17 protein-coding genes are annotated in these 16323 nt (G+C 61.0%); 8 read left to right on the top strand and 9 right to left on the bottom strand.

All coding sequences use genetic code 11. The features are described from left to right. Window positions 1-31 precede the first annotated feature (31 nt). A complete protein-coding gene (locus tag AArcSt11_RS15520; protein ID WP_250598430.1) occupies window positions 32-1063 on the bottom strand; it encodes a PGF-CTERM-anchored ABC transporter substrate-binding protein in 1032 nt (343 codons plus the stop codon). A 61-nt stretch (window positions 1064-1124) separates the two neighbouring features. On the opposite strand from AArcSt11_RS15520, the gene btuC reads away from it, so the two are divergent. The 4 genes from btuC to AArcSt11_RS15500 all read left to right on the top strand — a co-directional run bounded on the left by btuC (window position 1125) and on the right by AArcSt11_RS15500 (window position 5425). Next, complete coding sequence (gene btuC / locus AArcSt11_RS15515) at window positions 1125-2297, top strand: vitamin B12 ABC transporter permease BtuC (protein ID WP_353617818.1); 1173 nt, start codon at window positions 1125-1127, stop codon at window positions 2295-2297. Beyond that, on the top strand, window positions 2294-3622 hold the full coding sequence (locus tag AArcSt11_RS15510) for an ATP-binding cassette domain-containing protein (protein WP_250598428.1): 1329 nt from the start codon (window positions 2294-2296) through the stop codon (window positions 3620-3622). The genes btuC and AArcSt11_RS15510 overlap by 4 nt, the downstream gene beginning before the upstream one ends. Before the next feature lie 24 nt (window positions 3623-3646). Then, window positions 3647-4273 (top strand): phosphoribosyltransferase, encoded by a 627-nt coding sequence (locus AArcSt11_RS15505; RefSeq protein ID WP_250598426.1) that lies wholly within the window; start codon window positions 3647-3649, stop codon window positions 4271-4273. Between the two features lie 174 nt (window positions 4274-4447). Beyond that, entirely contained in the window at window positions 4448-5425 is a 978-nt protein-coding gene (locus tag AArcSt11_RS15500; RefSeq protein ID WP_250598424.1) for a transcription initiation factor IIB, read from the top strand. Between the two features lie 83 nt (window positions 5426-5508). Here AArcSt11_RS15500 and AArcSt11_RS15495 read toward each other — a convergent pair whose 3' ends face one another. Together AArcSt11_RS15495 and AArcSt11_RS15490 are read right to left on the bottom strand one after the other, a co-directional pair. After that, on the bottom strand, window positions 5509-5964 hold the full coding sequence (locus AArcSt11_RS15495; RefSeq protein ID WP_250598422.1) for a TIGR04206 family protein: 456 nt from the start codon (window positions 5962-5964) through the stop codon (window positions 5509-5511). A gap of 7 nt (window positions 5965-5971) precedes the next feature. Beyond that, a complete protein-coding gene (locus tag AArcSt11_RS15490; RefSeq protein WP_250598420.1) occupies window positions 5972-7084 on the bottom strand; it encodes an OBG GTPase family GTP-binding protein in 1113 nt (370 codons plus the stop codon). 151 nt (window positions 7085-7235) lie between these two features. On the opposite strand from AArcSt11_RS15490, the gene AArcSt11_RS15485 reads away from it, so the two are divergent. After that, a complete protein-coding gene (locus AArcSt11_RS15485; RefSeq protein ID WP_250598418.1) occupies window positions 7236-7823 on the top strand; it encodes a metal-dependent hydrolase in 588 nt (195 codons plus the stop codon). A 30-nt stretch (window positions 7824-7853) separates the two neighbouring features. On the opposite strand, the gene AArcSt11_RS15480 is transcribed toward AArcSt11_RS15485, so the two are convergent. Continuing rightward, window positions 7854-8525 carry a phosphoglycolate phosphatase gene (locus AArcSt11_RS15480; RefSeq protein WP_250598416.1) on the bottom strand — a complete coding sequence of 224 codons (672 nt, stop codon included), beginning with the start codon at window positions 8523-8525 and terminating at the stop codon, window positions 7854-7856. A 310-nt stretch (window positions 8526-8835) separates the two neighbouring features. On the opposite strand from AArcSt11_RS15480, the gene AArcSt11_RS15475 reads away from it, so the two are divergent. Beyond that, complete coding sequence (locus AArcSt11_RS15475; protein WP_250598415.1) at window positions 8836-9606, top strand: creatininase family protein; 771 nt, start codon at window positions 8836-8838, stop codon at window positions 9604-9606. A 54-nt stretch (window positions 9607-9660) separates the two neighbouring features. Here the strand turns inward: AArcSt11_RS15475 and AArcSt11_RS15470 are convergent, their stop codons facing one another. Together AArcSt11_RS15470 and AArcSt11_RS15465 are read right to left on the bottom strand one after the other, a co-directional pair. Further along, the gene (locus tag AArcSt11_RS15470; RefSeq protein ID WP_250598470.1) at window positions 9661-10446 is read right to left on the bottom strand and encodes an ABC transporter permease; all 786 of its coding nucleotides are present in this window, start codon (window positions 10444-10446) and stop codon (window positions 9661-9663) included. An 11-nt stretch (window positions 10447-10457) separates the two neighbouring features. Continuing rightward, window positions 10458-11474: an ABC transporter ATP-binding protein gene (locus AArcSt11_RS15465; protein ID WP_250598414.1), complete on the bottom strand. Its 1017-nt coding sequence runs from the start codon at window positions 11472-11474 to the stop codon at window positions 10458-10460. Window positions 11475-11632: 158 nt separating this feature from the next. Here AArcSt11_RS15465 and AArcSt11_RS15460 point away from each other — a divergent pair, with 158 nt between their 5' ends. Beyond that, a complete protein-coding gene (locus AArcSt11_RS15460; protein ID WP_254714874.1) occupies window positions 11633-13261 on the top strand; it encodes a sensor histidine kinase in 1629 nt (542 codons plus the stop codon). On the opposite strand, the gene AArcSt11_RS15455 is transcribed toward AArcSt11_RS15460, so the two are convergent. Both AArcSt11_RS15455 and AArcSt11_RS15450 read right to left on the bottom strand, forming a co-directional pair. Next, window positions 13246-13914, bottom strand: a complete 669-nt coding sequence (locus AArcSt11_RS15455; protein WP_250598412.1) for an O-methyltransferase — start codon at window positions 13912-13914, stop codon at window positions 13246-13248. The genes AArcSt11_RS15460 and AArcSt11_RS15455 overlap by 16 nt on opposite strands. Before the next feature lie 38 nt (window positions 13915-13952). Beyond that, complete coding sequence (locus tag AArcSt11_RS15450; RefSeq protein WP_238479638.1) at window positions 13953-14330, bottom strand: cupin domain-containing protein; 378 nt, start codon at window positions 14328-14330, stop codon at window positions 13953-13955. 95 nt (window positions 14331-14425) lie between these two features. On the opposite strand from AArcSt11_RS15450, the gene AArcSt11_RS15445 reads away from it, so the two are divergent. Beyond that, window positions 14426-15943: a uracil-xanthine permease family protein gene (locus AArcSt11_RS15445; protein WP_250598411.1), complete on the top strand. Its 1518-nt coding sequence runs from the start codon at window positions 14426-14428 to the stop codon at window positions 15941-15943. Here the strand turns inward: AArcSt11_RS15445 and AArcSt11_RS15440 are convergent, their stop codons facing one another. Further along, window positions 15944-16171 carry a DUF7385 family protein gene (locus AArcSt11_RS15440; RefSeq protein WP_238479640.1) on the bottom strand — a complete coding sequence of 76 codons (228 nt, stop codon included), beginning with the start codon at window positions 16169-16171 and terminating at the stop codon, window positions 15944-15946. Window positions 16172-16323: the final 152 nt, after the last annotated feature.

Genomic DNA, 16323 nt, shown 5'->3' with positions numbered 1-16323 from the left:
GCACCTAAAAAGGTCGTTTTCTCGACTGGCGTTATCGGTGGCGAAGTGCGACGACCGACAACAAGGCTACGAGCGCAGCAGCGATGCCGAAGCCGGGGATCGCATCCGGCTCCTCGTCATCTACCTCTTCGTCAGCAACGCCGTTTTCGCCGCTCTCGGCGTACAGCTGCTCGTTGATCTCGCTCACAGCATACACCACACGCGGGGCGGGCTGTTGGATGTGCTCGCTGGTCACCTCAACCACATTCTCTTCCTCCATCGCGGTGCTCTGATCGACCCCTTCACCAGTCGGGAGTTCCTGTCCCTCGATCACCAGCAACCACTCCGGGTTTTGCTCGGTAAGTTGCTCCTGTGACATCTGTCCCCAGCCTTCGATTCCCGCTTCAGCTGCCACGTTCTCCCCACCGGCAGCCGTGATCACGTCGTTCTGGAACGTGTCCTGTCCGGGCGTCGTCTCGAAGAACTCGAAGTAGACAGTTGGCTCCTCGCCCTCGATTCGGTCCGCAACCTCTTCAAGTTCGTCGTCCATCCATGCGACAGTATCTTCGGCACCCTCGCACTCGCCGACGAGCTGGCCGATCAGCTGGGTTTTATCGCGTACATCGTCGATCGACGTGGCCGTCTCGAAGTGATAGACCGTCAGATCGCCCTCAGTACGGAGCTGTTCGACCGTCTCTTCGGGGATCGTGTTCGGTGCAAGCACGAGGTCGGGTTCGAGGTCGATCACCTGCTCGACCGAGGTGCCTCCCTCCTCGTCTGTAATGTCCGTGCGCTCCTCTGCGCCGTCCAGGTACATCGCGTACTGGGAGACGCCCGTCACCCGATCTTCAGCGCCGATCTCCCACATCGTCTGGGCGGCCGACGGATTCAGTGTCACGATCTCGTCCGGTTGTTCATCGATCTGTACCTCCTCGCCGCCAGCGTCCTCGAAGGTCGCCGGGAACTCACACTGGAGTTCCTGACCGCTCATATCTGCCGTCGCAGCGCCGGGCGCGACTGCACCAACTGCGCCGGCCATAACGACCAGCAGCGCGACGAATACCTGTAGGCCAGTTCGTGTCATCGTATGAACGATACAGAGTAATCAATAAATATTTGTCTAATGAAAGCGAGGTTGCAAACACGTGGGGACAGCAACTGATTCGGCAGCGACTGGCGAAACCTCAACGGACGAAGCGCCGACAGCGACTACTCCACCATTACTACGCAAGACCGCCGTCTGGACTGCTGGCCTCGGTGTCGTACTGCTCATCACGATCGTTGTCAGCGCAACCATCGGTCCGGTCGAGATCGCCACGTTCGACGTTGTTCGGGCAGTGCTGGATGAACTCTCCGTCCCTGTCGGCATTGCTGTCGATACGGGCCACGTCACGATTGCGCAGGGTGCGAGCCTCCCGTATCCGTCCCCATCATTTGAGTATCGACCACTGTTCGACTTCGCAGTGGCCGAGACGACCCGGACGATTGTGGTCAATATTCGGCTCCCCCGGATCCTGCTTGGGGCGATTGTGGGCTTTGCACTTGCCAGTGCGGGCACAGTCATGCAGGGATTTTTTCGGAACCCGCTGGCCGATCCATCGATCATCGGCGTCTCGTCGGGGGCCGCGGTCGGGGCCGTCGCCACAATCACGATTCCGGGGCTCGCGGTCGTCGACCTCCGTCTCGCCGCGTTCGTCGGGGCACTGATCACCGCCTTTGCGGTCTACGCCATGGCGACCGAAGGCGGTCGGACGCCCGTTGCAACGCTCCTGCTTGCGGGGGTCGCGGTTCAGACGTTCCTTGGGGCAGTGATCTCGTATCTGCTGTTACGGGCGGGTGACAGTTTAGAAGAGGCCGTCTACTGGCTGATGGGTCATCTCCACTACAGCACGTGGGATCACGTCCTCTTCGCGTTCCCGGTCGCAATCATCGGGTTTGCAGTGCTTGCGGCGTACACGCGGGATCTGAACGTACTGTTGCTCGGTGAGGAGGATGCCCAGCACCTCGGTATCGAGGTCGAGCGAACGAAACGCGTGTTGCTTGCGGTGTCGAGCCTTATCACGGCCGCCGCGGTCGCGGTCTCGGGTGTGATCGGCTTCGTCGGCCTGGTCGTCCCACACATCATGCGACTGCTCGTCGGGCCCGATCATCGGATTCTGCTCCCCACCAGCGCGGTTGCAGGTGCAGCATTTCTCGTCGCCGCGGACACCCTTGCACGCTCCGGTGCCGCCGAGCTCCCTGTCGGGATCGTGACCGCCGCAATCGGTGCACCCTTTTTCCTGTTCCTGTTACTTCGCCGGGAGGTGCATGGACTGTGAGCGGACCGATGATTACCGTCGATGACGTCTCCGTGTCGTTCGACGACGTGTCCGTCCTCGACAACGTCTCAGTAGCGGCCGAGTCCGGGGAGTTCGTCGGGCTCGTCGGTCCGAACGGCTCGGGGAAGACGACACTACTCCGAACGATCAGTGGGGCACTCACACCGGATTGCGGACGGGTCTGCGTTGACGGTGAGGACATACACACGCTGCCTTCACGCGTCGGTAGCCAGCGTGTCGCCGTCGTTCCACAGGACACCTCGATCTCGTTTTCCTTCGATGTGAGACGGATCGTCGGAATGGGGCGGACGGCCCATCGGGGGCGGTTCGAATCGATGACGGTTGAGGACCGGACAGCGATCGAAAACGCACTGGAGCGGACCGATACTACGCAGTTTGCCGATCGCTCGATCGATGCCATCAGCGGTGGGGAGCGCCAGCGCGTGCTTCTCGCGCGTGCCATCGCACAGGCGACGCCCGCGCTGCTGCTCGATGAACCGACAGCGAGCCTCGACGTGAACCATGGAATCGAGACGCTGCAGCTGGTTCGATCGCTGGTCGATGACGGCACCGCGGCGATCGCCGCTATCCACGACCTCGACCTCGCAGCGCGGTACTGTGATTCGCTGGTGATGCTGTCCGATGGGGATGTCGTCGCAACGGGACCACCTGAATCGGTGCTCACCGAGTCAACGGTCTCCTCGACGTTCGACGTGCGAGCGGCAGTTACGCCTGATCCGGTCACAGGGGCGGAAACAGTACGCGCACTCGAAGAGAGCGATCCTCCGAGAGGCGTGCGCATCCACGTCCTCGGGGCGGGGAACATCGCTGCACGGACGCTCGTCGAACTGGACCGCGCGGGCTTTGACCTGTCGATCGGCCCGATTCCGAACGGTGATATTGCCGTGTCGACGGCTCACAGTCTGGGGGCAGACACCGTGACATCGACACCGTTGTCCGGACCAACCGATGAGCAGCTATCGACTGCCCGAGAGCAGGCCCGCACGGCTGATGTGTCGGTCCTCGTCGACGAAACGGCCGACCCGGACGTGGGTCGGTTGGTACTCGACGCTGCTACTCCGCTTGTCGTTGTCGAAAGCGGGTCGGCAGAGCCACCCATCAGTGATCGTGACGCCGACGCCTGGGTGGCATCCACCGATGCCGTCGTGGATTCCGTCTCCGACGCGTTCGCGGACGAGAAACGGGTGGATGGTACCGGAGATGGGCGTCCCAGCGATGATGTGACTACTGACCGGAGGTTCACCGATGACGAGACGGCTGACCGGAGCCCCCCCGGAAATCACCCCTCAAACCATTACCGATAACCGTTGTAGGACAACACACGCGGAATGTTTCAGAACAGAGCTGATGCTGGAGAGCAGCTAGCACGACTGCTACAACGAGAAGGGATCGAGGCGGATATAGTGCTGGGAATCCCCCGTGGCGGTCTTCCGGTGGCAGCACCGGTTGCAGCGGCGCTTGACGCACCTCTGGACGTGATTGCGGCAAAGAAGATGGGCGCACCCGGAAACGAGGAACTCGCGCTCGGTGCTGTCGCCAGCACCGGCGAAGCGTGGTACAACGATCAGTTGATCGCCCAGCTCGACGTCGAGGACTCGTATCTCGAACAGGAGCGTCGCCATGCGGCCACGGTTGCAGGGGAGAAACTCCGGAACTACCGAGGGACGAGCGATCTGGCCGAAACCACTGATCGGCGAGTCATCCTCGTTGACGACGGGATCGCAACCGGTGCAACAGTTCGAGCCTGTCTACAACAGCTTCGTGGCACTGGTGCAGCCGATGTTGTCCTCGCTGTCCCGGTAGCATCACCATCGGCCGCAGACGAGCTCAGTGAGCAGGTCGACACGCTGGTCGTCGTCGAGACGCCCGACCGCTTCGGCGCTGTCGGCCAGTTCTATCAGGAGTTCGAACAGGTCAGCGACGCCGAAGCCAGATCCTATCTCTTCCGAGCATGAGACGAGTTCTCGATCCTCGTGAGGGATAATTATATATAGTCCACTAACCTGAACTCCGTAACATTTATAAGGCTTTCTATCTTATGTAGTAGTAGGAGCGCGGTTTCCCGGTATTTCTTAGGGATATCCCGACCGGCAGCACCGGCCGTCTAACCGCAATCCACGGAGACAACCATGACTGATACACGAGTACAATACCAGGAGGAAACGAACGTCCGGACCGAGGAGACGGAACGAGCGACAGAACAGGAAGAGGAACATTGCCCGGAATGTGGCGGTGACATCCTCGCCGACGAGGAGCACGGCGAGACGGTGTGTGAGGAGTGTGGCCTCGTCATCGAGGAGGACAGCATCGACCGCGGGCCGGAGTGGCGCGCGTTCGACTCGGCCGAAAAGGACCAGAAATCCCGTGTCGGCGCACCGACGACGAAGATGATGCACGACGATGGTCTCTCGACGAACATCGGCTGGCAGAACAAGGACGCGTACGGTAACCAGCTGTCGTCGAGCCAGCGCGAGAAGATGCAGCGCCTTCGCACGTGGAACGAACGCTTCCGCACCCGCGACAGCAAGGAGCGCAACCTCAAGCAGGCACTCGGCGAGATCGACCGAATGGCCAGCGCACTCGGGCTTCCCGAGGACGTCCGGGAGACCGCGAGCGTCATCTACCGCCGCGCGCTCAACGAGGATCTGCTTCCGGGGCGATCGATCGAGGGCGTCGCAACAGCGTCGCTGTACGCTGCGGCGCGCCAGACCGGCACCCCGCGGAGTATCGACGAGGTCGCCACAGTGAGCCGGATCGACGAGATGGAGTTCAAACGCACCTACCGCTACATCGTGCGCGAACTCAACCTCGAGATCCAGCCCGCCGACCCCGAACAGTACGTCGGCCGCTTCGCCAGCGAACTCGGCATTTCGGACGAGGCCGAGCACCGCGCCCGCGAACTGCTGCAGAACGCCAAAGAACAGAGCATCCACAGCGGCAAGAGCCCCGTCGGCCTCGCTGCGGCAGCCGTCTACGCCGCGCCGCTGCTCTGCAACGAATCGGTCACCCAGTCCGAAGTCAGCGATGTCACCGACATCTCGGAAGTGACGATCCGCAACCGCTACAAGGAGCTACTCGAAGCCGACGGTCAGGCGCAGTTCGCCTGAGGACGACCAGTCTCCGTGGTTGCGGTGCGGTTTTTTCTCTTTTCGTCACCGGTTGAGCGACTGGCTCGACCATATCAAACTGATCAGCCCTCGACGATCCGCTCGGGCGTCAACGCGTCAGCGTAGAACCACCAGCAAACGACCAGCACGGCGGGAATGAATAGTGGGACTACAGTCGCTGTCGGGTGGCTGAATCCGATCGTATACCGAAGCATCGACAGCGCGGCGAGCACGAGCAACCCCGCCGTGACGCGCCGGTCCTCCCGACCGATCGCCGCCCCACCCGCCGCACTACCGAGGGCACAGCAGTACAACAGCGTCGCAATCGGCCACGCCTGCAGATGACCTGGCAGTGCACGGAACCCTCTGGTGTACTCGAACAGATAGTCCCACATCGTTACCACGTTCCAGTTCTGGCTGTTGACCCAGCCCCACGAGAATACGAGATCGAACTGGCCGGGAAAGAGGACGACGACCCAGGGCGCAAGCCCCAGCAGGACGAGCGCGATTAGCCGCCTACCGGCGTGACCGGTGGCCATTTTGGGCTCACTTCCGCGTGATCAGTCGGAGGACGTCTTCGTCGGCGAGCTCGTGGTCCAGACCGACCTGCTGGCCATCGTGTGTTGCGCTCTCACCGGTGACGCGAGCGAAGCGGAACCGTTCTTCGAACTCCCCGCCGAGTTTCTTCGTCGCGTCCTCGATCGTACTCCCCTGTTTGATCACGAGCGGTTCCTCGTAATCGATACCGCGGCCCGGTTTGTCCATGTAGATTCGCATCAGACCGAGCTCCTGCCAGATCCGCTCTTTGAACGCATTCAGGCCCTTCTCCTTCTCGGCGCTGATGAACGTAACTTCCTCGGGATCGAGGTCGTGCTCGCGGAGGTTCTCTTTGACCGTATCGATATAGCTCGGGTCGATCAGATCAGTCTTGTTGACCGAAACGATCGAAGGAAGGTAGACACGGTTGTCCTGAATGCCATCGATCAGGCGGTCGATATCGACCCTCTCGTTGAGCGTGATGTCGGCGTTGATATACTCATGATTTCTGAGGACCTCCTTGATCGTCCGATCGTCGAGGTCCTGATCCACGCTGGAGGTGACTCTGAGCCCGTCTTTCCCTTTGCGTCGGATAGAGATCCGTGGCGGCTCCCTGTCGATCCGGATCTTGTTTTTGTACAACTCCTCACAGAGGCGCTCGTACTGCTCTATCTCGAACGCCGAAAGGACGAACACGATCAGATCCGCCGCGCGAACGACCGAGAGGACCTCCTGCCCGCCGCCGCGACCGCTTGCCGCCCCCTCGATCAATCCCGGCACGTCCAGCATCTGGATGTTTGCGCCGTTGAGTTCCAGCATTCCGGGGTTGACATCGAGCGTCGTGAATTCGTAGGAGCCGACCTCACTGTCGGCGTTTGTCAGTGCGTTCAAAAGCGTCGATTTACCGACGCTCGGGAATCCGACCAGCGCAACCGTGGCGTCGCCGTGTTTCTCGACGTGATAGCCGCCACCCCCACCCGAGGACTGCTGGCGGACTTCCAGCTCCTCTTTTTTTTCCGCAAGCTTCGATTTGAGTCGACCGATATGTGCCTCTGTCGACTTGTTGTAGGGCGTGCTCGCAATCTCCTCCTGGAGTTCTTCGATCTCCTCTTCTAGCCCCATTACACTCGGCTTGGAGACTGCGTGCCGAAAACCCTTCCCTTCGCGTCGCGTGAGTGGGGGCTGTTTTCTGGTAGCACACCTCATCGTAAAAGTGGTGCTTACCGGTACAGTCGGAGAATAACTATCCACGTACAGCACCCAGACGAAACCGATGTGGCCCTGGGAACACGCCGCCGTGGGGTATCTCGCGTACTCACTGTTCTGTCATACGTACTACCGGGAATCGCCTGGCGGACTCGACGCTTTCGCCGTCCTCTTTGCGTCGGTGCTGCCGGATCTCATCGACAAACCCCTCGCGTATCAGTTCGGTGTCTTCGAAACTGGCTACGCTCTCGGTCACTCGATATTTTTTGCTGTCCCATTCGCGATTTTCACCGGAGTACTCGCCCGACAGCTCGGCTACTCGCGTGCTGGACTGGCCTTTGCCATCGGCTATCTACTTCATCTTCCAGGCGACTTCGTGCCCCACTACTTTCGGGGGACAGAACGCTTTCACGTGGTGCTCTGGCCAATAGCGGACCAGCCGGATGCAGGCCACTCACACGGATTATACGATTTTACGATGGGGTATTTTGTCGACTACTGGGCGGCACTGACGACTGGCGATCCACCGACCTATCTACTCATTCAGACGGGGGTCGTCGCGTTCACCCTTCTCCTCTGGCTCTACGACGGCGCGCCAGTGCTCAGAGAGTGTCTCGCCGCAGTGGGAGACACAATCGAATCACTGTCACGTTGAGCGACGATCAGACCGCTGCAGATCACAACGTCACCGAAGCCTGTCGAGCACTTCCATCGTACCGGCAGCGTGGACGCCGTCGGTGACGTGGTCGGCGGCGTCGCGTGCTGCATCGTCGGCATTTGCAACCGCGTAGCTCTCGCCCACCACCTCGAACGTCGAGACGTCGTTTTCCGAGTCGCCGACCGCGACGAACTCGTCCGGACGACGATCCAGTAGCTGCGCCATCGTTTCGATCCCCTCCCCTTTGGTGATCGAGGCGTCTTTGACGTGGAACGCATAGCCCGTGTCGACGACCTCCAGTCCCGCCTCGGCGGCAACCTCTCGCAGCGCGGCCCCGGGAACCGTCAACCGCGCGGCGATCTCCGTCTCTCGCCATCGGTTGACCAGATCGGGGCCGTCCCAGCCGAGGTCGTACCCGCGCTCCCGGAATGCCCTGACGACTGCGTCTGCTGCATCGCGATCACCGTTTACCGCGAGTTCCTCCTCGGCGTAGACGATCCCGCCGTTTTCTGCGATAACGCGCTCCTCGACACCGAGAAACTGACAGAGTGCAACTGGAAACGGAAACGCCTTTCCGGTGGCGATCACGACCGGTTCGGGCCACGCACGGATCGGTTCGAATACACGCGGATCGATCCCATGTTCGCCGTCGGCCCGCGTCAGCGTCCCGTCGATATCCAGCACCAGCGGTGGGGTCATACCGACACTACCGCACAGACGCCCTAATGGGTTGTGAGAGCACAGCGACGAGCCGGGGCCGCAGGGTCGAGTCTACAGATCGGGCCGCGGACCCTTACTTCGAATACTGTAGTGTTTAGCTCAGAAAATTGTAGTGAATTACTTTTATTTCTGTAGTATTAGGGAAGAGATCATAGAGCCGTCTTTCAGGGCACTCTCGTTCTATCGCCGCTGAATCCGTGATCCGGATCGATGGCTCTGATCGTTCTCGACAGATCCAGTCGACGGGGGAGAGCGGTGTTTCTTTGGGGTATCCCACTCTCTATCCAGTATGCAACTCGCCGACCGGCCGTGGCCCGATATCCGGACATACTGTAATAGCGACTCGCTCGCCATCGTCCCGCTGGGATCGACCGAACAGCACGGCCCGCATCTCCCGGAAGGAACTGATCATCTCATCGCCGACGCGCTGGCTCGCGAAGCAGCCGAGCGCAGCGGCTTCCTTTGCACTCCCCCGGTCATGGTTGGGGTCTCCTCGCATCATCGGCAGTTCCACGGAACACTGTCGGTCGATCCGGCCACCTTCCGGGACTACGTCGAGAGCCTCTCGCGGAGCCTCACCGGACACGGCATCGATCGGATCGTCTATGTCAACGCCCACGGCGGGAACGTCGAACATCTCCGCGAGGTCGGTCGCCGACTCTACGAGGACGACACCGCCTACGCTATCGAGTGGATGTGGAACGAGAGCATTCCCGACCTCGTCGACGGCCTGTTCGAGCATAACGGCCCGCACGGCGGGCCAAAGGAGACGGCGATGATCCAGCACATCGCGCCGGAGCTCGTCCGGGAAGACCGACTCGACGCCGCCGCGGAGAACGGCGTTGCTCGGATGGACGAGTTGCAGCTCCGCCGCCACGGCGCACGGACGTTCTACGACGCGATCGAAAACTCCAACAACGGCGTCTTCGGTGACCAGCGCGATGCGACCGCCGCAAAGGGAGAACGGCTGTTCGAGGCGGCAGTCGAGCAGCTGACGGCGCTCCTGGACTGGCTCGACGAGCAGCGTTACGAAGACCTTACGGCGAGACCGCACGTTTGATCGCGGCAGTTCGTCTTCGCCCCCCACACGAGATCAATCGGGAACTCGAGGGAGTCAGTCGGTCAGCCCGTAGCCGTTCCGGAAGAGCCCAACATCGACGATCAGGACCGCGATGGTCAACCCGGTGAGAACGACAAGCGAGAACTGTGGGTCGACATCGGAGTAGCCGAGAAAGCCATAACGGACGCCATCGACCATGTACACCATCGGGTTTAGCAGGGAGACCGTCTGCCAGAGCGGCGAAAGCGTCTCCAGCGAATAGAAGACTGCGCCGAAAAACACCAGCGGGCGGACGATGAACTGATTCATCACCGTGAGGTGGTCGAAGTCTTCCGAGAGCAGGCCGCCGATCACGCCGAATCCGGCGAACAGCACCGAGATGACGAGCATAAAGGCGATCAGGTAGACGGGTTGCTCCAAACCGATGGTCGCGAAGTCGCCGCTGAGGACGGTGAAGACGACGCCGACGATGGCGATCAGGACGCCGACGAGCAGTCCCCGGAGGGCGCTGGCCGCGACGTATGCGCCGACCATCTGCGAGTACGACAGCGGCGAGGTTAGCGTCTCGTGGATATACTCGTTCCAGCGGCCGTGGAAGATCGAGAACGAGGCGTTCTCGAAGGCGTTCGAGATCGTTCCGAGGACGACGAGTCCCGGAATGATGAAGACGATGTAATCGAAACCCTGGATCTGATCGATCCGCCCCCCGAGGATGATACCGAACACCGAAAAATACAGGATATTGGTGATCAGCGGCGGCATGAACGTGTTCGTGGGACGGCGGACGTACCGCTGAATCTCGCGCTTGAGCAGCGTTCGGACCCCAGTCGAAACGCCCATCGAGATCCCGATCACGCCTCGATCCCCTCCCGATCGGAGCGTTTCTCGTTGGTCATCTCGACGAACACTTCTTCGAGCGAGGTTCGTGAAATCTCGATGTCAGTGATCTCGTGACCCACTTCTTCAAGAACGTTCAGGACGGCGGGTGTCCGTGCGCCGCCGTCGTCCGCACGGATCGCCAGACGTCCGTCTTCAAGAGTAACGTCCTCGACGCCGTCGAGCGCGACAAGACGATCCTCGCCCGCCAGATGACCACTCTCTATCGTGGTTGTCCCAGCACCCGCGACACCGGCGCTTGCAGCGGGAGTCGCTGCGACCGCCGTCCCGACTGTCACGTAGATGGTGTCCGTCCCGCGATCCATCAGGTCGCCCGGTGTCGCGACGTCGAGGATCGAGCCTTCGTTGACGATCGCGACGCGATCACAGAGACGTTCGGCTTCCTCGATGTAGTGCGTCGTCAGCAGGACAGTTGTGCCCTCCTCGTTTAGTTCCTGAATCACCGCCCAGATGTCGTGGCGGAGCTGGACGTCGACGCCTGCCGTTGGCTCGTCGAGGATCAACAGATCAGGGTCGGTAACCAGGGCACGAGCCAGCAGGAACCGGCGTTTCATCCCGCCGGAGAGCCAGTCGAACCGCTCATCGGCCTTGTGGGAGATTCCGACTCGTTCAAGTGCTTCCTCGGCGCGACGTGCCGCGACGTCTTCAGAAATACCGTGATAGCCCGCCTTGTGCATGAGTACCTCTCGAATGGGGAAGAATCGGTCGACGTTGAACTCCTGTGGCGCGAGACCGATCGCGTTCCGGGCTTGCTGGTACTCCTCGACCACGTCGTGACCGAAGACGTACGCGTCGCCGCCGGTCTTCCGTGCGAGGCCAACGAGGATGTTGATGAACGTTGTCTTTCCCGCACCGTTTGGACCGAGCAGTCCGAAGAACTCGCCTTCCTCGACCCGCAAGGAAAGTTCGTCCAGCGCCCGCAGATCGCCGTATTCTTTGAGAAGATTCTGTGTTTCGATCGCTGGTACCATTGACTGTATAGAGGCCGACGAAGCGGTTAAGTCGCACGTTCTACCGCTGACAATGGCGTCGTACACGGGGCCAGGGTGCGGCGTATCGGCACGACCCTCGGTGAAGGAGACATTTATAACCCAGGAAACTCATCATTGATCCGGAAACTACGCCATTTATGTTATTTTGGTTGCATTTATTCGGATTCGGCACTGCCGCCACTCTTTGCTTTCTCGCCTTGCTCCGGGCACGGAAAGTGACGGATCGAGAAACCAGAATCGGCCTCGTCGCCCTGCTTACGACGACAGGCGGGTGGTCGCTGTCGTACGTCGGCTATCTCCTCACTCCAACGGATCTGCTTACGAACGCGATCTATCTCGTCGGGCTCACTATCGGCTTTGCGACGGTCGGCTGCTGGCTGTACTTCGCGTCGGCGTACACCGGTCGGACGTATCACCGGAACCGACGGCTTCGCGGGCTGGCGGTCGCTGTCTACGTAGCGATCGTGGCAGTGAAGCTCACCAACCCGTTTCACAGTCAGTACTACACCATGGAGGCAGCAACTGTTCCGTTTGCCCATCTAACCGTGGTTCATGAGCCGTTCCACTGGGTGACCACGGCATTCTCGTATATGCTCGCCGGGATCGGCCTGTTCATGCTGCTCGAGATGTTCGCCGAATCGGAGTACGATACCAGGCCACTCAGTGGGCTTGCGGTGCTTACCGGGCTCCCCGTCGTGTTCGACATTGTAGGGTACCAGAGCGACCTGCTACTCGGGATGATCTACTCCCCGCTCGGGGTCGCAATCTTCGCGATCGGCGTGCTGTTCGTCCATCAGGACCGATTCATGGCGGTCCAGCTAACCGACAAGGTCGATGAGGCGACCGTCTTCCTCGACGACGACGACCGGGTCCGTGATTTCAACCGGCGTGCAGCCACGCTGGTCCCGGAACTGGACGGCTCGGTCGGCCAGCCGGTGGAGACGGTGCTGCCCGAGGTCGGGCACGAAGAGAGCATCGAACAGCGGATCCTCGAACGCGAACGGAACGGCACGACGAACTACTATCTCGCGTCGACCACATCCTTCGAGCTTGGTGCGACGCGGATCGGCAAGCTACTGATGCTTACTGACGTGACCGAAACCGAAAAACGGCGTCGGGAGCTCGAACGACAGAACGACCAGCTCCACGACTTCGCCGAGGCGCTTACCCACGAGCTCCGGAACACCCTCACCATTATCGAAGGACACGTCTCGCTCGCGGGCGATGCGATCACGAACAATCAGATCGGCACGGCGAACGACTCGTTGCAGGCCGTTTCCGGTTCGGCATCACGCATGACCGGCATCGTCAACGACCTCTCGATTCTCGCAAAGTACGGGCAGACAGCACGGGAAACGGAGCACGTCGACATCGCTGACGCTGCTCGAACCGCCAGAACGCAGGTCGATGCGGGCGACCTCTCCGTGACCGTCGACGGGGATCTCGACGTCGACGCCGACGGCGCTCGGGTGCGAGCTCTTTTCAAAAGCGCCTACGAGTTCTTCGACCGGAACGGTGCGGACGCGGTCGAGATCCAGGTATCGAATGACGAAATCCGGATGAGTGGTAACGGAACGCCACCGATCAAAGCGGACCTCGAGGAGTACTTCGAGTACGGCTCTGCGGTCCCGACCTCGGAAGCGGGTGTCGCGCTACCGAACGTGCGTGCGCTCGCTCGGGTTCACGGCTGGACGACGCGAATCGATCCGGAGTACACGGATGGGATCCGAGTAGTCGTCGATACGGACAGTCACTCCGACCGATAGCTCACGGCAATCCCTTCTCCGACCGGCATTACGGCAGTCGTAAACTCGGGAGCATCACGTGTCGCCTGCAGATAGTCGGCGATTCCCCGTGTCTGGTCGTCGAGATCCGAGGGATCAGCACCCTCCTGTACCGCCAGAAGGCCCTCGAAATCGAGCGTCCCCGCCGTCATCGCGTTGTCGGCGACGATGATACCGCCCGGTGCAACCTTCTCGCGAACCGCCTCGAAGGCGTCGGGATACTGATCTTTCCGGACGTCGACCAGCACCACGTCGAAGGGGCCGTCGTAGCGCTCGACCGTTTCGATGGCGTCGCCGTGCTCGTAGGTTGTCATACTGTCGAACCCGCCACGACGCAGATACTCACGAGCCAGTTCTAGCTCGTCGGCGTCGAACTCGGTCAGCACGATTTCGCCATCGTCGGGCAGCGCGCGGGCGAACCAGTACGCCGAGTAGCCGTAGCCAGAGCCGAACTCGAAGACGCGCTCGGCCTCGACCATCCGCGCGAGCAACTGGAGCCAGCCACCGACCTCCGGGCCAACGTGGGGGAAGCCGTGCTCGTGGGCGTACTCGTCCATCTCCGCCAGCACATCGTCGGGCTGGGGTCCCGCGGCACTGACAAACCGTGCGGTCTCGTCAGGTAGGAGCTGTGTCATACTCGGATGTCGAACCGGCGATGGGAAAGAACCCCCGGTCAGCCGCTGAAGCCGTCGATGATCCACTCGTGTTCGACCCCGCCCTCGCCCTCTAGCCCTTCCGGACCGCTCACCAGTACGAACGCGCTTTCGGCATCGCCATTTTCGATCTGTCTCGTCGATTCCGGCGGGATATGGATCGCATCGCCTTCGGACATTGGCACCCGCTCGTCGTCGACGATCACGTCGGCCGCGCCCTCGATCAGCACGTAGACCTCCTCGTGGTCGTTGTCGGTGTGTTCGTGGGGTACTGACTTCCAGCCCGGCGGACACCGAGCGACGGTCACGCCGACCTGCTCGGTGTCAAGCGGTTCACGGAGCAGGTGCATCGCCTCCCCGACCGGGTCGACCTCCTCGTAGTTGACTTTCGTGTACATGGAGGAGTATCGGCGGCCCAGGGGTTTAACGATACTCCCGACGATGGATCAACACCCCTTTTACCCACCTCCGAAATTACAGCGACAGCAACAGTATGTCGGACGAATCGATTACCGGAACCGAGGGGCTCGATCCCAGTGATGCGATCGAATACGGGATCGACGAGAAACCGCCAGCAGGCGAGTCTGCCGTGCTCGGCGTGCAACACTACCTTACGATGGTCGGGGCCAACATCGCTGTGCCGCTGATTCTGGCCGATTACATGGGGATGCCACCGGACATCACCGCGCAGTTCGTTGGCACGTTCTTCGTCGTCTCGGGTATCGCCACACTCGCCCAGACGACGTTCGGGAACCGCTATCCGATCGTGCAGGGTGCTCCCTTTTCGATGCTCGCGCCAGCGATCGCGATTGTGGTCGTCATCACAGCAGTACCCACCAATAACTGGCAGGACGCGATCGTCCAGCTACAGGGTGCGATCATCGTCGCCGCCCTGGTACAGGTCTTGATGGGGTACTTCGGGCTGGTTGGCAAACTTAAACGGTTCCTCTCGCCGGTCGTTATCGCGCCGACCATCATGCTAATTGGGCTTGCCCTCTTCGATGCACCACAGATCACCTCGTCCGAACAGAGCTGGTTGCTCCTCGGTCTGACAGTCGGCCTGATCGTCGCCTTCTCACAGTATCTGGACATCAAACACCGGGCGTTCAAACTGTATCCCGTCATTCTGGCGCTTGCGATCTCGTGGATCGTCGCTGCAGGACTCTCCGTGCAGGGAACCTTCGGCGACGGCCATCCCGGCTACGTCCCGCTCGGTCAGGTCACGGACACGACGTTCATCCTGCCGATCTATCCCTTCCAGTGGGGAATGCCGGAAGTGACGGCCGCGTTCGTCATCGGCATGTTCGCGGGCGTGCTTGCCTCCATCGTCGAGAGCCTCGGTGATTACTACGCCGTCGCAAACATCACCGGCTCCGCCGCGCCGAGCGAGCAGCGGATCAACCACGGGATCGGGATGGAGGGGCTGATGAACGTCTTCTCGGGGATCATGGGTACCAGCGGCTCGACGTCGTACTCCGAGAACATCGGCGCGATCGGCCTGACCGGCGTCGCCTCGCGATACGTCGTCCAGGTCGGCGCGGTGATCATGCTGTTCGTCGGCTTTATCGGCTACTTCGGCCAGCTGATCGCGACGATTCCCGACCCCATCGTGGGCGGTCTCTTTGTTGCAATGTTCGCCCAGATCGTCGCGGTTGGTCTCTCGAACCTGAAACACGTCGATCTGGACTCCTCGCGAAACGTCTTCGTGATCGGCTTTGCCATGTTCGTTGGTCTGACGATCCCCGAGTACATGGGGAACTTCGAGAACGCAGACCAGTTCGGTACGATGCTGGAGGGCGTCGCCGTGCTCGGGCCAGTGCTGAGCGAGCGCGTGATCGCCGACACGGTCTTCGTGATCGGCTCGACCGGCATGGCGGTCGGCGGTCTCGCCGCGCTCGTTCTCGACAACACCATTCCCGGAACTCGCGAGGAGCGAGGGCTGGCCGAGTGGCAGCGGCTCACCGAGGACGACGAGGAGTTCGAGCCGTTCTGGGAACGCTTTACCCAGTAATCAGGGCTTGTGCGTGAACAGCACCGGCGTGCCGTCGTGGACCGTCGCACAGAGGTCCAGCGGCATCGTCTGGTTGAGGCTGGTGAACTCGTTTTTGCAGACGACCATGTCGTCGAACGGTTCCTCACAGGCCGGACAGGCCAGTGCAACCGTGTTCTGGTACAGCTTGATCGAATCGTTCTCTTCGCGTAACGTCGTCGACGAGACGAATTTGTCGAACTGTTCCATACTGGCCCGTTTAGTGGGCTACTGTTAAAAGTATGACCACGGGTGGCGACCGAGTGGTCGGATATCGGTCCACCGGGTCCGTCGGTCGTCTGGGACCGAGAAATCCCCAGATAGATGGGCTCAAATAGTTGAATACAGCCGATACACGGATC

This window comes from Natranaeroarchaeum aerophilus, assembly GCF_023638055.1.
GTDB classification, from domain to species: Archaea; Halobacteriota; Halobacteria; order Halobacteriales; family Natronoarchaeaceae; genus Natranaeroarchaeum; species Natranaeroarchaeum aerophilum.
Note: the sequence above shows the minus strand (reverse complement) of the source record. Positions and strands in the feature narration are given on the sequence as shown.

Bases quoted from the DNA above. Each gene is read 5' to 3' on its own strand.
- AArcSt11_RS15520 (WP_250598430.1), bottom strand. From the start codon at position 1,063: ATGACACGAACTGGCCTACAGGTATTCGTCGCGCTGCTGGTCGTTATG.
- AArcSt11_RS15505 (WP_250598426.1), top strand. From the start codon at position 3,647: ATGTTTCAGAACAGAGCTGATGCTGGAGAGCAGCTAGCACGACTGCTA.
- AArcSt11_RS15500 (WP_250598424.1), top strand. From the start codon at position 4,448: ATGACTGATACACGAGTACAATACCAGGAGGAAACGAACGTCCGGACC.
- AArcSt11_RS15495 (WP_250598422.1), bottom strand. From the start codon at position 5,964: ATGGCCACCGGTCACGCCGGTAGGCGGCTAATCGCGCTCGTCCTGCTG.
- AArcSt11_RS15490 (WP_250598420.1), bottom strand. From the start codon at position 7,084: ATGGGGCTAGAAGAGGAGATCGAAGAACTCCAGGAGGAGATTGCGAGC.
- AArcSt11_RS15485 (WP_250598418.1), top strand. From the start codon at position 7,236: ATGTGGCCCTGGGAACACGCCGCCGTGGGGTATCTCGCGTACTCACTG.
- AArcSt11_RS15480 (WP_250598416.1), bottom strand. From the start codon at position 8,525: ATGACCCCACCGCTGGTGCTGGATATCGACGGGACGCTGACGCGGGCC.
- AArcSt11_RS15475 (WP_250598415.1), top strand. From the start codon at position 8,836: ATGCAACTCGCCGACCGGCCGTGGCCCGATATCCGGACATACTGTAAT.
- AArcSt11_RS15470 (WP_250598470.1), bottom strand. From the start codon at position 10,446: ATGGGCGTTTCGACTGGGGTCCGAACGCTGCTCAAGCGCGAGATTCAG.
- AArcSt11_RS15465 (WP_250598414.1), bottom strand. From the start codon at position 11,474: ATGGTACCAGCGATCGAAACACAGAATCTTCTCAAAGAATACGGCGAT.
- AArcSt11_RS15460 (WP_254714874.1), top strand. From the start codon at position 11,633: ATGTTATTTTGGTTGCATTTATTCGGATTCGGCACTGCCGCCACTCTT.
- AArcSt11_RS15455 (WP_250598412.1), bottom strand. From the start codon at position 13,914: ATGACACAGCTCCTACCTGACGAGACCGCACGGTTTGTCAGTGCCGCG.
- AArcSt11_RS15450 (WP_238479638.1), bottom strand. From the start codon at position 14,330: ATGTACACGAAAGTCAACTACGAGGAGGTCGACCCGGTCGGGGAGGCG.
- AArcSt11_RS15445 (WP_250598411.1), top strand. From the start codon at position 14,426: ATGTCGGACGAATCGATTACCGGAACCGAGGGGCTCGATCCCAGTGAT.
- AArcSt11_RS15440 (WP_238479640.1), bottom strand. From the start codon at position 16,171: ATGGAACAGTTCGACAAATTCGTCTCGTCGACGACGTTACGCGAAGAG.